The following is a 13,522-nucleotide window of genomic DNA, read 5'->3' as shown; positions in this document are numbered from 1 at the left end:
GGAACCTTCATCGCTCGCGCGTCTCGACAACTGCCCGTAGGCCCGTTGTCGCTTCAGTGAGCCCGATAGCAGAACTGGCCCGGGTCGCCCTGGGTGCAATCCTGGGGACAGGTCCGCGCCGTCTCTCCCGGGCAGCACGCTCCGTTTCCGCAGTACTCGCCCCGCGGGCAATCCGCGGGACAGGACAGGCGCTCTCCGAGCTCACAGACACCGTCGCCACAGACGGCCAGTGTGGCTTCGGATGCCCCGAGCGCCTCCTCCGGCGAGGACTCCGGGTCCGCGACGCCAGCACCACAACCCAGGACAACACCCACTGCCAGGGCCACCACGGCACTCCAAGCTGCCTTCATGGGACGCTCCTTGCTCGAGCTGCGCTGTGAGAGGGATGCGCCCGAATGCTCGCACGGGTAGCGGGACACGGAGGACCTGCCACGTCCGCCCCGTGCATACCCCCACGAATCCGTGTATCTACGGGCTCCGCCTTTGCCAAGTTCCCGACGTTTTCTGGACCTTGCTCGGAGACCGCCATGCTGGACCGCCCGATGTACCTCAAGCCGAACGTCGCCATCGAGCCGCTGTACAACCAGTGGTACGCGTGGTGGTACCTGCTGTCTCCGGCGACGGCTCCGCTCTTCGTCACGAACCTGCACCAGAAGTTGATGCAGTCCTTCGTCGCGAACCCGGACGTGCACGTTGCGGCCCTCAAGAACCCGATGCTGATGGGCGGCCCGTTCATCAACCATCCGGCGTCGAAGGCGCCTCGGGTGAAGGAGCTCCTGGAGCGGACGCAGAAGGAGCAGGCCAACATGCTCGCGTACACCAAGGCGGTGGCGGAGCTGGAGCAGCTGCTGGCCCCCAACAACGGCGGCTCGCTGGAGGGCCTCTACCCCAAGGTGCCCGACCTGCTGCGCGGCTACGTGGAGCTCACGTATGACCTGAGCAACCGCGCCAGCGCGCGCTTCATCGAGCCGCTGCTGTACCGCAGCCCCTTCCACAAGGAGTCGTCGCAGAGCGTGACGCTGATGCAGGTGGACGGCGACTGGCGACCCTACATCTTCAGCACGCCCCGCCTGGAGGAGGACACGCCGCTGTGGCTGCGCGTCCCCTACAAGCACGAGGGCCTGGACGCCCTCTTCCGCATGCGCCACACGCCGGGCTCGCCCGGCCAGGTCGCGGAGATGCTCGGCGTGCCCGCCTCGGCCGCGGATGCCTTCGCCGCCCTCTTCACGGACGCCGAGCCCCGCCGCACCGAGCGCTACAGCGGCGACGGCGTGCGCGTGCGCTACTTCGGCCACGCCTGCGTGCTGCTGGAGACGAAGGACGTCAGCATCCTCACCGACCCCGTCATCAGCTACGAGTTCCCCACGGACCTTCCCCGCTTCACCCACTCCGACCTGCCCGAGCGCATCGACTACGTGGTCCTCACCCACGGCCACGCCGACCACCTGATGATGGAGACGCTCATCCAGCTGCGGCACCGGGTGGGCTGCATCATCGTCCCGCGCAACAACGGCAACTCGCTGGCGGACCCGTCGCTGCGGCTGATGCTCCACCACAACGGCTTCAAGAACGTGGTGGAGATCGACGACCTGCAGGAGATTCCGGTGCCCGGTGGCTCCATCACCGGCCTGCCCTTCCTGGGTGAGCACAGCGACCTGGCCATCCAGGCGAAGACGGCGCACCTGGTGCGCCTGGGCGGCAAGTCCATGCTGATGGCCGCGGACTCCAACGCCATCGAGCCGCGCATGTACCAGCACCTTCGCGACATCGTCGGCAGCATCGACGTGCTCTTCCTCGGCATGGAGTGCGAGGGCGGCCCGATGAGCTGGATGTACGGCCCGCTGCTGACCAATCCCCTGCCCCGGAAGATGGACCAGGCCCGCCGGCTCAATGGCTCCGACAGCGCACGCGCCATCGAAATCACCAACTACCTGTCGCCCAAGGAGGTCTACGTCTACGCCATGGGCCAGGAGCCGTGGCTCCGCCACGTGATGATCCTCGTCTACGACGACAAGGCCCCGCAGATCGTCGAGTCGAACAAGTTCCTGGAGCACTGCCGCGCCAAGGGCATCCAGGCCGAACGGCCCTACGTGAAGATGGAGCGCATCCTCGCGTAGCCCCGGCGCCGGGCATCCTCCCTGGGCGGACCGGGAAGAACCCACCTACCGCCCAGTGGGCCCACGGGATGCCGGCTCACGCCGCCGCGAATGCCGCGATCAGTCCTCGCTGGCGCAGCGCCTCCAGCACGCGCCGCGCCCCGGCCTCCACGGTGTCCACGTCCGAGTGCACGGTGACGTCGGGGGCGGCGGGCGCCTCATACGGGTCGGAGACGCCCGTGAAGTGCGCCAGCTCCCCGGCCAGGGCCTTCTTGTAGAGCCCCTTCACGTCCCTCACGATGAGCACGTCCAGCGGCGCCTGGACGAAGACCTCCACGAAGGGGATGTCCGCCTCCGCCGCCAGACGGCGGACCTCGTCTCGGGAGCTCGCGTAGGGCGAGATGGCCGCGGCGATGACACACACGCCATGCTTCGCCAGCAGCCGGGCCACATGGCCGATGCGGCGCACGTTCTCCTCGCGGTCCTCGCGCGAGAAGCCCAGACCGCGCGACAGCCAGGTGCGCACCTCGTCGCCGTCCAGCACCTCGATGGCGCGGGTTGGCGACAGGTGCTCGCGCAGCGCGCGCGACAAGGTGCTCTTGCCCGCGCCAGACAGTCCCGTCAGCCAGAGAATGAAGCCCACCGTGCGGTCCATCATCGCTCCGTGGGAACGGCGACGAGCGCCGTCGCCACACCCTCGCGGAACGCTAACACGCGGCCCGTCCTCCGGGACTTGACCCGTTTTCCGTGCCCATGCGACAGAGCCATTCCGTCATGCACAGCGCGCCCAGCTCGAGCCCTCATGCCCCTGACCGTTGGTTCCCGACGCGGAAGCCGCTGACGGCCCCGCGCGCACGGCTGTTCTGCCTTCCATTCGCCGGGGGCAGCGTCGCCATCTACCATTCGTGGAGCCAGGGGCTGCCCGCTGGCGTGGAGCTCTGCCCCATCCAGCTCCCCGGCCGGGAGCGGCGGCTGTCGGAGAAGCCCATCGACAGCCTGCCTGTCCTGGTCGACATGTTGCTGCCCGTGCTGGCGCCGCTGCTGGACCGGCCCTTCGCCTTCTTCGGCTACAGCATGGGCGCCCGCATCTCCCTGGAGCTCGCGCGGCGGCTCCAGGCGCGCAGCGGGCCCCGTCCGCTGGGCCTCTTCCTCGGGGCCGCCGGGCCGCCGGCGGTCAACACCCGCGAGCCCATCCACCACCTGCCCGAGGACCAGTTCATCGCCCAGTTGCGGCGCTACGATGGGACGCCCGAGGAGCTCTTCAACCACCGCGAGCTGCTGGATCTGGTGCTGCCCACGCTCCGCGCCGACTTCGCGCTCGCCTTCACGGAGAACGGCCACCAGCCCCCGAAGCTGGAGGTCCCCATCTCCGTCATGGGCTCGCCCGAGGACAAGCACGTCCCCACGGCGAACCTGGAGCGCTGGCGCGACGAGACGACCCACGAGGACGTCCGCGTCCGGCTCTTCCCCGGCGGCCACTTCTTCATCAAGCCGCAGCGGGACGCCATCCTCGCGAACGTCAGCGAGGACCTCACCCGGTGGCTCGGCAGCGCGCCCTGAGCCGACCTGCTACGCCGCCTGGAACCGGGGCGGCGTGTCCCCCGACAGCGGGACGGTGAACTGCCAGCGCACCGTCAGCGGCTCGCCGCGAGCGCGCTTCACCGCCACCGCGGCGTGGTGCCGCTCCGAGGGGCGGAGCTGCACGAACTGCCACGCCTCGGGGACGTCCCGCATCCTCGGGTCGAAGGAGATGCGCGGCGCCTGTCCCGGCGTCAGGTCGAAGGCGAACTGGTCCAGCGGCAGGGACAGCCCCGCCCCACGCGCCTTGATATAGGCCTCCTTCAGCGTCCAGTACTCGAAGAACCGATCGCGGTGACGCTCGGGCGGCAGCGCCTTGAGCGCGGCCACTTCCGACGCGGCGAAGTAGTGGTCCGCGATCTCCACCGTCTCACCGGGCCGCTGGGCATCCTCCACGTCCGCGCCCAGCTCCGCGTCCCAGCCCACGGCGACCAGCGCCATGCCGTCCGTATGGGACAGGTTGAAACGCAGACGGGGCCCCCACTCGCCTCGCACCGTGGGCCGGCCGTATTCGTTGGTGTCGAAGGCCCAAGCCTCGGGCGCCACCGGCGCGTAGCGCGACAACGTCAGTCTCACCAGCGCGTGGCTCACCAGGTACTGCCGCTGATGGCGCTCGAAGCGGAAGCGCTGCTGCTTGTCGCGCTCCTTCGCGTCCAGCAGCGCCCAGTAGGCGTCCAGGAGCCTCCGGTCGTCGATGCGCTCCGGCTCGACAATCCACACGTGGATCTCGTCCGGACGCAGCGCCAGCGGCTGGAAGTCTTTCGGCATGGCCTCTTTCTATCACCGACGCTTGCTCGCCCTCCTCGGATTCGATGTCGCGGGCATGGCCACTGATGGCCACTGAAGCTGACCCCTGAGGCAGTTGGCGCACACCCTCGCCCCCTCCCACCTTGTCGTCGCTCGCATCGGGAGGCGCGGAGACAGCGGAGTCCGCGGCCCATGCAGCTGGTGGCGTGACGGGGGACAGGTACGGATGGAGCTCTTTCCAATTCAGCTACTCTTCATGGTGGTTCTGATGAACCGCTATGTCCTCGGGCCGTTGCTACGGCGCCTCAGAGGGCGGCAGTTCGACCGGGTCGACGACACCTATCTGCCACGGGTCGCCATCGTCATTCCCCTCTTCAACGAGGGCATCGGCATCTATCACGCCGTGCGCAGCCTGCTGGAGCAGGACTATCCCAGCCACCTGCTGCAGATCGTCGTGGTGGACGACTGCTCCAAGGACGACAGCTACGCCTGGGCCCTGAAGGCGGCGGAGGGCAACCCCAACGTCATCGTGATGCGCAACCCGGAGAACATGGGCAAGCGCAAGGGCATCAACCGCGCGGTGAAGGCCGCCACCGAGGCGGAGATCATCGTCTCGGTGGACTCGGACGTCGTCGTGGACAAGGCGGCCGTGCGCCAGCTCGTGCGCCGCTTCGTCAGCCCCCGCATCGCCGCGGTGGGAGGCCGCACCTACGTGACGAACCGTCATCAGAACTGGATGACGCGAATGATTGAAATCAAGTTCCACTTCGCCCAGGAGTGGCTCAAGGATTTGGAGCGCAGCTTCCGCCAGGTGATGTGCCTGTCCGGCTGCCTCACCGCGTACCGCCGCCACGTGCTGCTGGAGCTGGAGCCCATCCTCGAGGCTCGTGCCATCGCGGGCATCCCCATCAAGTACGGCGAGGACCGGTTCCTCACGCGGCAGATCGTCAAGCACGACTACGAGACCGTCTACACGCTGGATGCCTTCTGCTTCACCGCCGCGCCGTCGACGCTGGCCGGGTACTTCTCACAGCAGCTCCGCTGGCGGCGTTCCAACCTCGTGGACCTCCTGGGCGGCCTGTCCCACGCGTGGCGGCTGCATCCGGTGGTGACGGTCCACTACGTATCGCAGCTCGCCCTGCTGCTGTCGTATCCCCTCGTCATCGTCCACAACGTCCTGACCGGTGAGTTCTGGGACATCCTCGCGTTCCACTTCCTCGTCATCGGGCTGCTGGGCGTCATCTATCGAATCGAGACGCGACACCTCCCGGATGACCGGCGCGTCCATGGCGCCAGCTTCCTGCCCATGGCCCTGCTGATGCCCGTGACGTACGCGCTCTTCACGCCGCTCGCGCTGCTGACGCTCGACTCGGGCAGCTGGGAGACACGGGGCAGTGCCAACGCCGCGCCCGCGCCATCCCCGGTGGACTCCGGCGGCCGCTTTCCTCCCACCCATGCTGGTGAAGGCTCTACGCCATGAATCAACGCGTCGCCAATCGACTCAACAGCATCGCTGTCTCCGCCTACAAAATCATCGGTTCTCTGCTGCTCACGCTCATCATGGTGGGCCTGGTGTCCTTCCTGTCCGTCCAGGGCTTCTTCCTGGTCAGCAGGAGCTGGGTGTCCCCCACGGTCATCTCGCCCACGGACGAGAAGATTCTCACGCTCAACACGCAGGTGGCCGCGCAGACGTCCGCCCGGGACCACGTGCTGTCGGATCGGCGCTCGGTGGAGAACCGCATCTCCGACGCCGAGCGCACCATCGCCGCGGAGCGCGCGTTCCAGCAGCGCTTCCTCGTTGCCCTGCGTGGTGAACGCGACGCCCGCGACCGGGTGGCGCGCCGCCTGGCCACCCTGCGCCGCGAGTACAACAACGCCCGCGCGGAAATCCTGCAGTCGAACAAGGCCTATGCGGGTCTGGCACGCACGCGCACGGACGCCCTGTACGACGCCCGGCTGCTGGAGCAGGAGGAGAAGCTCACCATCAACCACCACCTGGCGCAGCTCGCCCAGAGCAACCTGTCGCTGGCGCAGTCGTCGGTGGACCTGGAGACGCGGCTCGAGGCGCTCGAGCGCGAGATCGCGGGCCTGACGGCGGTGCAGTCCGGCATGGGCAAGCACGAGACGCCCCAGGGAATGACGTCGGACGTGCTGCTGCTGGAGCGCGAGTACACCCAGTCCATCCTGGAACAGGCCCGCGCGGAGGCCACGCTCAAGAGCCTCCAGACGGACCTGGCCGCGCTGGACGAGGTCGCGATGCGCTACGACACGCTGATTGCCTCGCTGCGAGCGTCCCCGTACCTCAAGGCCATCGAGAAGGACCTCACGGTCGCCTTCGTTCCCTACGAGAACATCCCGAACGCCGAGCAGGGCACCCCGCTGTACGCCTGCGCCGCCACCGTCTTCTGGTGCCACGAGGTCGGCGTCATCGGGCGCATCCTCGAGGGCGAGGTGTCCCTCAAGCATCCCATCCGCCAGTACATGCTTCGCGGCGTCATGGTGGAGATCCAGCTGACGGACGCTCCCTCCGCCCGGGAAGACCTGCTGCACCTGGGCCGGCCGCCGCTGCTGCTGTGAGCCCACCCACCCTTGCCTGGAAACGGCCTCGGAGCCGGAGACATTCGACCATGCGGAAGACCGTCACTTGCGGCGCGCTCCTGTCGCTCGCCGCGCAGCTTGCGCTGGCTCAGCCAGCCCCTTCCCCCGAGGGAGAACTTTCGGCGCCCTCCGACACGGACCGGGCCGCCGGCTACTGCGACTTCGTGCGCGGCGTGGGCAGCGCGGAGGCCGCGCTCGAGCAGGGCCCCGAGCTGTTCGGCGCCTTTGGCGTGGTCAACGCGGGCGAGGCCACCGGCGGCGCCGGCACCACGCCGCTGGGGGAGCCGACCCCGCGCGTGACGGCGGGGCTCAACTTCGACTTCGTGGGGCTCTATCGCGGCCACGCCATCCGCAAGCGCGCGGAGGCGGACTGCCGCCGGCAACGGGCCGTCGCGGTGCTGGAGGCCGCCATCCGGCAAGGCAGCGGCCTGGGCGAGGAGGCCGCGCTGGAGGCCCGCGCCCGGGTCCTGGAGGAAGCCCTGCCCCAGGCCGAGGCGATGCTCACCGCCCTGCGCAACGACATGAAGCAGGGCCAGGTGACGCTGGAGGAGATGAACGCGGTGCAGGTGCGGCTGGACGCCCTGCGCCAGCTGGCGACCAGCACGCAGGTCGCGCGTGAGCGGCTCGCCGCGCGTCCCCGCTTCGAGGCGGGAGCGCAGCTGGAGAGCGTGCTGAAAGAGCTGCGGGCCGCGGATGACCAGTTCGAGGAATACAACGGTGCGCTGCGCCGCTCCCGCGCCTGGCGGGTGAGCCTGCGCGGCGGCTACGACGAGCTCATCGACGCCGACCAGGACGTGCCGCTCTTCGGGCAGCTCACCCTGGCCTACAACCTGGGGCACCTGTGGCAGGGCTCCGCCAATGCCCGGGCGCGTGAAGGCCGCCGTCGCGCGACGCTGGACGACGTGGCCGGCGTCCCCCAGCGCATCACCGAGCTGGTGGCGGAGCTGCGCGCCGTGCAGCGCACCGAGGAAGGTCGGCTGCGCGAGGTGACCACCCTGGTGTCGGACCTGGAAGGTCAGCTCCAGTCGCTGGAGGCGCTCCAGACGCGGGAGATACGCCGCTTCCGCGGATACCTGCTGCTGGAGCTGGCTCGTCTGCGGGCGGAGCAGGCCTATCTGCGCGCCCATGTGGAGTCGCTCCAGGGCTTCCTGGGAGCGCGCGCGCCATGAAGGCGTCAGGGCCCCCGCGTCGGGCCCTCGCGGCCGCCGGGGCCCTGGCCGTGCTGCTGGGCTTCGGCGAAGGCGTGGCCCCCGCCCACGCGTCGGACAACTCCCGTCGGACGGACCCGAAGCAGCGAAGAAAGGCGGGCGGCTCCAAGCCGGCCCCGGTGAAAGCCATGCCCCTCTCGCATGTCCCCCTGTCGCGGATGGACGTCACCGAAGGCACGATGAAGGTCGGCGCCGGAGAGCAGATGCTGGTCGACGGGCCGCGCATGCGCGCCGTCATTCCCGGGAGCTCGACGAGCCTCGTGGAACTGCGCTTCACCGTGCTGGGTCCCAGCTCCGTCCAGGTGCCGCTGGCCTCGGGCGAGATGCGTCAGCAGGTGGGGCTGAAGCTGATGTCGGTGGATGCCTGCAACGTGCTGTACGCCATGTGGCGCATGGCGCCGAAGCCGGGCATCGTCGTGAACTTCAAACGCAACCCGGGCCTCCACACCAGCCGGGAGTGCGGCAACCGCGGCTACGCCATCGTGAAGCCCGAGCAGCACACCGCGCTCACCGCGCCCGCCGTGGGCGTGCCGCACACGCTGCGCGCGCAGCTCGACGGCAAGCGGCTGCGCATCTGGGCGGACGGTACGCTCGCCTGGCAGGGCCCGGTGCCCGCGGCGGCGATCGTCGCGGGGGCTCCCGTGGGCCTGCGCTCCGACAACCTGCGGCTGCGATTTCAGCTTCACGCACCCATGAAGTGAGACCGGCACGCACGGGCGCGCCCGCTGTGGATGACCCGGCGGCAGCCCTCGCGACCTGGCGGGTCGGCTGCGCTCGCGGCGGCTGCTTGCGGCGAGGCCACGGGAGCGCTGACGTCACGCTCGCGACTCGCCAGCCACCACCAGCGGCGGGCGTCAGCCCCCGCTCGCGCGCGGTCGAGCACCAGCACCGCGCACAGCGAGGCCCGGCGCATCCCTCACGGTCGCGCCAGGCCCGCCCCCTGGCGCCGCGCACGGTCGTCGCGTCGCCCCGTCGGGGTTTGCCTCACAGCTGCGGCTGAGAGTCCGTCGCCGGCGTCTGGGGCTTCTCCGGCTCGCGCTCCGGCAGCAGCTCGGCGCAGAGCGACGACGCGTTCTGCGTACAGACGCCCCCCGCCTCCAGGTCGAACTGCCAGCGGTGGCGCGGGCACACCAGGTAGCGCCCCTCCTCCACCCATCCCTCGGACAGGTCGGCGCCCTGGTGCGGGCAGAAGCGCTGGATGGAGTAGCGCCGGCCCCCTGCCTCCACCACCGTGCGCTCGCGCTGGGATTCCGTGGAGCGGATGCCCTCGCAGAAGTCGCGCATGTCCTCGATCTCCACGCCCAGGAACCCATGGAGCACCGGCTCGTACACGTCCGGGTTGCGGCTCAGCCGCAGGCGGAAGGACAGCAGGAAGTCCTCCCACGTGAGCTTGCGATCCAGCACGCGGCCCACGTCGGCCGCGCTCGTCTTCAGCGTGTAGCGGACCTCCTCCTGGACCTCCGGCACCACGTGCACACGGCGGCCCTTGAAGTCCACGCGCAGCAGCTGCTGCGGAAGCTCGGTCAGCTCCACGTACAGTGGCATGCCCACCCGCTCGTGCAGGTCCAGCAGGTCCAGCTTGCGCTGCAGCTCCGTGCGGAGCCGCTCGTGGATCTCCAGCACCTCCGCGACGAGCAGGTTGCGGCGCCGCTCGCGGAACACGGACTCCTGCCGCTTCGCGTAGTCCTGCAGGTACGCCTTCACGTTCTCCGGCGTCACCCTTTCGGCCGACCGCGAGGTGAACTCCAGGGACTTCACGTCCAGCACGTCACCGGGCATGGGCTCCAGGTAGCGCGTCTTCCCCTGGGGCAGCCGCTGCGCGAGGAAGGCGAAGAGCTGCGTCGCGTTCGGGAAGATGTTCACCTTCTCGAAGTTGAGGTGGAACTGCGCCGGGTCCAGGAAGGCTGCGGGGCCGGCCGCGGCGAGGTACGCCCTCGGCTGGATGATCTCGAGCGTGCGCGCCACCGCCTCGAACTTGCTCTCCCGCTTCTTCAGCGAGATGGCCGCGTACGTCTCCGGCGAGTACTCGTAGCAGGTGGGGTGCCAGATGGCCCCGGAGAACTGCGCGGAGAACACGTCGATGGGGCCCTCCTCCGCGACGATGCGCCCCATCCGGTCATGGAGCTTGCAGTCGTTGATGTTGAGGAAGCACTGGCCATCCCCCCGCACCATCACCGCGGAGTCGCGGTTGGTGCCCTGCTCGGACACGAACAGCTTGATGTAGCCGTCCTTGATGGGCACCTCGTGGCCGTCCTCGCAGGCGATGACGCGCTTGCAGCCATATCTGGCGAACACGTCCTGCAGCTCGGAGCGGTGGAAGCGCGGCACCAGCACCGTGAAGTCCCGCTGCCGGATGGTGGCCAGGAACTCCGGGTCGAAGTGGTCCTTGTGCTCGTGGCTGATGTAGAGGAAGCGCTCCTTGCCGGGCGTCTCCAGCTTCTCCCGGACGTGGGGCGCCAGGTGGTGGTTGCACGGCATCTGCATCCACGCCGAGTCGAAGGCCCCACGGGCTGACAGCCAGGGGTCCATGACGACAAGGGCCCCCGCCGTCTCCACGACGAACCCGGCGTGGCCCAGGAAAGTAATCTGCATCGGAAGTCTTCCTCTCTGACAGCCAACGGGCCGGCCTGAGCGCCGGGCCCGGACACAGGGCTGCCGGCGGCTGGCTGGCGCGTCGGCGCCCGCAAGGTGGGGGGCTCGAAGCCGCACCTGCCACCCGCCCGGGAGGTGGACGCCGCCGTCCATGGACGCACGAAGGGCGCGGAAGTCCCCCTGTGGGTTCCTCCGCGCCCTCGTGGGACTGCAATCTTCCGTTCAGGCGCGCCCCCGGTCAGCGGACGCGCTCCGGTTCAGCGGCTCACTGCTCCGGCGCGATTTCGCGCACGGACAGCCACTTGAAGTCCACGTCGTCGGTGCTGTCCCAACGGAACGTGGCGATGGGGCCACCCCAGGTGATGGGCATGGCACCGTCCGCGGCGCCGCAGTGCTCGGCGTCACCGCCCCAGTCGCCCGCGTCCACGAAGTCGTAGATCTTCTCCCAGGAGACCTTGTCGGCGTTTTCGTTGAGGTACAGCTCCAGGTGCACGGCGTCCTTGCCGTTCGCCTTGGTGTTCCGCATGACGGCCTTGAAGCCCACCCAGCGGCCCGTGAGCGGCTCCGTCACTTCCTTGTAGGGCGCCTGCTCGTAGGAGACGTGCCACGACTCCTTCTGGTAGCGGGCCCGGCCATCGAAGTGCAGCGCGCCCTTGTAGCTGCTGCCCTCACAACCTTCGTGGTCGTCGTTGTGCTTACCGCCGCGGGCGTACAGGTCGAAGTTGTCGGACTCGTCGGAAGCCGAGTTGAGCTTCATGAAGCCCGTCATCTCGATGTTCTTCCAGTCGTTCGGCGACTGCATGTAACCGCGGCTGGCGAGCACCTCACGGTCGTACGTGGCGATCTCGTCCGGCTTGTAGCCCGTCGACGTGAAGACGGACATGCGGACCTTGTCGCTCTTGATGTTCCAGGAGCCGTCCGAGTTGCGGGTGATGTCGTCCTGCGGGTCGAACCGCTTGTCGGACGTCGCATCGTCCGCGAGGAACCACTGCTCGCCACCCGCGAGGGTCGGGTGGATCATCGTCACGCCGAACTTGTCCGTGCCGGCCTGGGAGGGCTCCTCGGGCTCGGTGGACGGCTCATCGGTGTCCGTCGACGTGTCTTCATCGCCGCCGGGAGGCGTGGTGGCGACAGGATCATCCGGCGAGGTGTCGCTATCAGAGTCTCCCGGCGCCGGCGTTCCGGTGTTCTCATCTCCAGGCGTCTGCTCGGACGGCGAGGGAGCAGGCGTCTGCGGGGCCTGGCCAGGGGTCTCGGTCCCCCCTGGCGCGGTGGAGTCCTCGTTGCCAGCATTACTTCCGCAGCCCGTGATGGCAGCCAGAGCGAGGAGAGCGCCACACGTCGAGGACAGGAAACGATTCCGAGTCAAAATAGCGTCCTTACTGCTTGAGGCATGAGCGTGACGAGTCCCCAGGCGCCTATCGCCTGGAGCTGGCTCGACGCGTCCTTCCGTCGGGAGGAGGAGCTGCCCTCAGGGACGGTGACGCCTGGTTGGTCTCATAGCCCCGTGTTTGTTCTTTCCAACCGGGACGATTCCAAACCCATCACCTTCCGAACCCCATCCCGAACCATTGGGAGGTTTTTGACTGCCCGTGTGCCGCCCAACCTACAGGGCGAGCACCGGTGCAATTTGCCACGGTCCTTCGGTTTTCCCGATGGAGTTCGTACGGAATTCCTATTTGTGGAAGCCTGAGGTGACTCTTATCTGACGCCCTCATATGGAAACCTTCCCAAGCGTCGGCAGTCCGGGTCTGTGGGCCGGCTTCGTCGCCTTCGTCATCGCGATGCTGGCGCTCGACCTGGGCGTCTTCCACCGCAAGGCCCACGTGGTGAAGTTCAAGGAGGCCCTGGGCTGGAGCGCGGTCTGGGTCAGCCTGGCACTGCTCTTCGGCGTGGGAGTCTGGTGGAAGTTCGGACCGGAGCCCGGGCTCCAGTTCATCACCGGCTACCTCATCGAGAAGTCGCTCTCCGTCGACAACATCTTCGTCTTCGTCGTCATCTTCTCGGCGCTGCGCATCCCCTCGCTCTACCAGCACCGGGTGCTCTTCTGGGGCATCCTCAGCGCGCTGGTGCTACGGGCCATCATGATCTTCGCCGGCGTGGCGATGCTGGCCCGCTTCCACTGGCTCATCTACGTCTTCGGCGCCTTCCTCATCATCACGGGCGTGAAGCTCTTCCTGCAGCGCAACAAGGAGGACAACCCCGAGGACGGGGCGCTGATGCGGCTGGCCCGGCGGACCATCCCCTCCACCCCCAACTTCGACGGGCACCACTTCTTCACGGTGGAGAACGGCCGGAAGCTGGCCACCCCGCTGCTGATGGCGCTGCTGCTGGTGGAGGCGTCGGACATCCTCTTCGCGCTCGACTCCATCCCCGCCATCTTCGCCGTGACGACGGACCCCTTCATCGTCTTCACGTCCAACATCTTCGCCATCCTCGGCCTGCGCTCCATGTTCTTCATGCTGGCCGGCGCGGTGGAGAAGTTCAGCTACCTGAAGGTGGGCCTGTCCGCGGTGCTCGTCTTCGTGGGCGCGAAGATGGCGCTCATCGACTTCGTGAAGGTGCCCCCCGCGCTGTCCCTGGGCGTCATCGCCGGCCTGCTGGGCGCCAGCATCGTCGCGTCGCTCATCAAGGCGCGGAACACGCCCACCGTCGACGTGCCCGAGGCCTGAGCCGAACCGACCGTCAGGCCATTCATTCGAA

General features: G+C 68.5%; 11 protein-coding genes. 7 read left to right on the top strand and 4 right to left on the bottom strand.

The window, feature by feature from the left end; translation table 11 throughout:
• The first annotated feature begins 527 nt into the window (after window positions 1-527).
• Complete coding sequence (locus tag VZL07_RS33115; RefSeq protein ID WP_426751946.1) at window positions 528-2,117, top strand: MBL fold metallo-hydrolase; 1,590 nt, start codon at window positions 528-530, stop codon at window positions 2,115-2,117.
• A 76-nt stretch (window positions 2,118-2,193) separates the two neighbouring features.
• Here the strand turns inward: VZL07_RS33115 and cysC are convergent, their stop codons facing one another.
• Window positions 2,194-2,751, bottom strand: a complete 558-nt coding sequence (gene cysC / locus VZL07_RS33110) for an adenylyl-sulfate kinase (protein WP_426757420.1) — start codon at window positions 2,749-2,751, stop codon at window positions 2,194-2,196.
• Between the two features lie 119 nt (window positions 2,752-2,870).
• Between cysC and VZL07_RS33105 the strand changes: the two genes are divergently transcribed.
• A complete protein-coding gene (locus tag VZL07_RS33105) occupies window positions 2,871-3,656 on the top strand; it encodes a thioesterase II family protein (protein WP_426751945.1) in 786 nt (261 codons plus the stop codon).
• 9 nt (window positions 3,657-3,665) lie between these two features.
• On the opposite strand, the gene VZL07_RS33100 is transcribed toward VZL07_RS33105, so the two are convergent.
• Window positions 3,666-4,442, bottom strand: coding sequence for a 4'-phosphopantetheinyl transferase family protein (locus tag VZL07_RS33100; RefSeq protein ID WP_426751944.1), 777 nt, complete (start codon window positions 4,440-4,442; stop codon window positions 3,666-3,668).
• A 205-nt stretch (window positions 4,443-4,647) separates the two neighbouring features.
• Here VZL07_RS33100 and VZL07_RS33095 point away from each other — a divergent pair, with 205 nt between their 5' ends.
• The 4 genes from VZL07_RS33095 to VZL07_RS33080 are packed head-to-tail and all read left to right on the top strand — an operon-like array spanning window position 4,648 to window position 8,928.
• On the top strand, window positions 4,648-5,901 hold the full coding sequence (locus VZL07_RS33095; protein WP_426751943.1) for a glycosyltransferase: 1,254 nt from the start codon (window positions 4,648-4,650) through the stop codon (window positions 5,899-5,901).
• A complete protein-coding gene (locus VZL07_RS33090) occupies window positions 5,898-6,998 on the top strand; it encodes a hypothetical protein (RefSeq protein ID WP_426751942.1) in 1,101 nt (366 codons plus the stop codon). Before VZL07_RS33095 ends, VZL07_RS33090 begins: the two co-directional genes overlap by 4 nt.
• 50 nt (window positions 6,999-7,048) lie before the next feature.
• On the top strand, window positions 7,049-8,188 hold the full coding sequence (locus VZL07_RS33085) for a hypothetical protein (RefSeq protein ID WP_426751941.1): 1,140 nt from the start codon (window positions 7,049-7,051) through the stop codon (window positions 8,186-8,188).
• The gene (locus VZL07_RS33080) at window positions 8,185-8,928 is read left to right on the top strand and encodes a hypothetical protein (RefSeq protein WP_426751940.1); all 744 of its coding nucleotides are present in this window, start codon (window positions 8,185-8,187) and stop codon (window positions 8,926-8,928) included. The genes VZL07_RS33085 and VZL07_RS33080 overlap by 4 nt, the downstream gene beginning before the upstream one ends.
• 283 nt (window positions 8,929-9,211) lie before the next feature.
• Here the strand turns inward: VZL07_RS33080 and VZL07_RS33075 are convergent, their stop codons facing one another.
• Window positions 9,212-10,819, bottom strand: coding sequence for a Rieske 2Fe-2S domain-containing protein (locus tag VZL07_RS33075; protein ID WP_426751939.1), 1,608 nt, complete (start codon window positions 10,817-10,819; stop codon window positions 9,212-9,214).
• A gap of 265 nt (window positions 10,820-11,084) precedes the next feature.
• Window positions 11,085-12,188, bottom strand: coding sequence for a carbohydrate-binding protein (locus tag VZL07_RS33070; protein WP_426751938.1), 1,104 nt, complete (start codon window positions 12,186-12,188; stop codon window positions 11,085-11,087).
• Between the two features lie 349 nt (window positions 12,189-12,537).
• Between VZL07_RS33070 and VZL07_RS33065 the strand changes: the two genes are divergently transcribed.
• Window positions 12,538-13,491, top strand: a complete 954-nt coding sequence (locus VZL07_RS33065) for a TerC family protein (protein ID WP_426751937.1) — start codon at window positions 12,538-12,540, stop codon at window positions 13,489-13,491.
• The last annotated feature ends 31 nt before the right edge of the window (window positions 13,492-13,522 follow it).

It is taken from the genome of Pseudomyxococcus flavus (assembly GCF_050038885.1).
GTDB classification, from domain to species: Bacteria; Myxococcota; Myxococcia; order Myxococcales; family Myxococcaceae; genus Myxococcus; species Myxococcus flavus.
The sequence above is the reverse complement of the archived record's forward strand: the minus strand, read 5'-3'. Positions and strand labels throughout refer to the sequence as shown.

Bases quoted from the DNA above. Each gene is read 5' to 3' on its own strand.
- VZL07_RS33115 (WP_426751946.1), top strand. From the start codon at position 528: ATGCTGGACCGCCCGATGTACCTCAAGCCGAACGTCGCCATCGAGCCG.
- cysC (WP_426757420.1), bottom strand. From the start codon at position 2,751: ATGGACCGCACGGTGGGCTTCATTCTCTGGCTGACGGGACTGTCTGGC.
- VZL07_RS33105 (WP_426751945.1), top strand. From the start codon at position 2,871: ATGCACAGCGCGCCCAGCTCGAGCCCTCATGCCCCTGACCGTTGGTTC.
- VZL07_RS33100 (WP_426751944.1), bottom strand. From the start codon at position 4,442: ATGCCGAAAGACTTCCAGCCGCTGGCGCTGCGTCCGGACGAGATCCAC.
- VZL07_RS33095 (WP_426751943.1), top strand. From the start codon at position 4,648: ATGGAGCTCTTTCCAATTCAGCTACTCTTCATGGTGGTTCTGATGAAC.
- VZL07_RS33090 (WP_426751942.1), top strand. From the start codon at position 5,898: ATGAATCAACGCGTCGCCAATCGACTCAACAGCATCGCTGTCTCCGCC.
- VZL07_RS33085 (WP_426751941.1), top strand. From the start codon at position 7,049: ATGCGGAAGACCGTCACTTGCGGCGCGCTCCTGTCGCTCGCCGCGCAG.
- VZL07_RS33080 (WP_426751940.1), top strand. From the start codon at position 8,185: ATGAAGGCGTCAGGGCCCCCGCGTCGGGCCCTCGCGGCCGCCGGGGCC.
- VZL07_RS33075 (WP_426751939.1), bottom strand. From the start codon at position 10,819: ATGCAGATTACTTTCCTGGGCCACGCCGGGTTCGTCGTGGAGACGGCG.
- VZL07_RS33065 (WP_426751937.1), top strand. From the start codon at position 12,538: ATGGAAACCTTCCCAAGCGTCGGCAGTCCGGGTCTGTGGGCCGGCTTC.